At 44.6% G+C, this 632-nt stretch carries 1 rRNA gene; it reads left to right on the top strand.

Annotated features, from left to right (window positions below):
* Positions 1-116: 116 nt before the first annotated feature.
* Positions 117-632 (top strand): 16S ribosomal RNA (locus tag QF777_12075); the annotation flags it as partial.

Here is a 632-nt window from a genome sequence, read left to right as displayed (position 1 = left end):
GAAATATCTAGCACTCTTTTTTTGTCAACTTTTAACTAAGTTGATTCAACTTTTTTAAGTTGAAATGGGTAAAACCCATGTTGATTCTTTGGTCAGATTTAAATTATTCAAAGATTATGTTGGAGAGTTTGATCCTGGCTCAGGACGAACGCTGGCGGTGCGCCTTATGCATGCAAGTCGAGCGAAGCTTTTCAGTAGTTTACTACAGAAAATGACTGAGCGGCGAACGGGTGAGTAACGCGTGAGCAATCTACCTTAGTTACTGGGATAGCCCGAGGAAACTCGGATTAATACCGCATACGCCCTAAGGGGGAAAGGGGGCAGCTTGCTGCTCTCACTATTGGATGAGCCTGCGTAAGATTAGCTTGTTGGTGGGGTAAAGGCCTACCAAGGCAACGATCTTTAGCTGGTCTGAGAGGACGATCAGCCACATTGGGACTGAGACACGGCCCAGACATCTACGGAAGGCAGCAGTTAAGAATATTGGACAATGGGGGCAACCCTGATCCAGCAATACCGCGTGTGTGAAGAAGGCCTTAGGGTTGTAAAGCACTTTAAGCAATGAAGAAGAAAAATAAGTTAATACCTTGTTTTTTTGACATTAATTGCAGAATAAGTACCGGCTAACTCCG

The sequence above is a fragment of the Acidimicrobiales bacterium genome, from assembly GCA_030747595.1.
GTDB lineage: Bacteria > Actinomycetota > Acidimicrobiia > Acidimicrobiales > MedAcidi-G1 > UBA9410.
The sequence above is the reverse complement of the archived record's forward strand: the minus strand, read 5'-3'. Positions and strand labels throughout refer to the sequence as shown.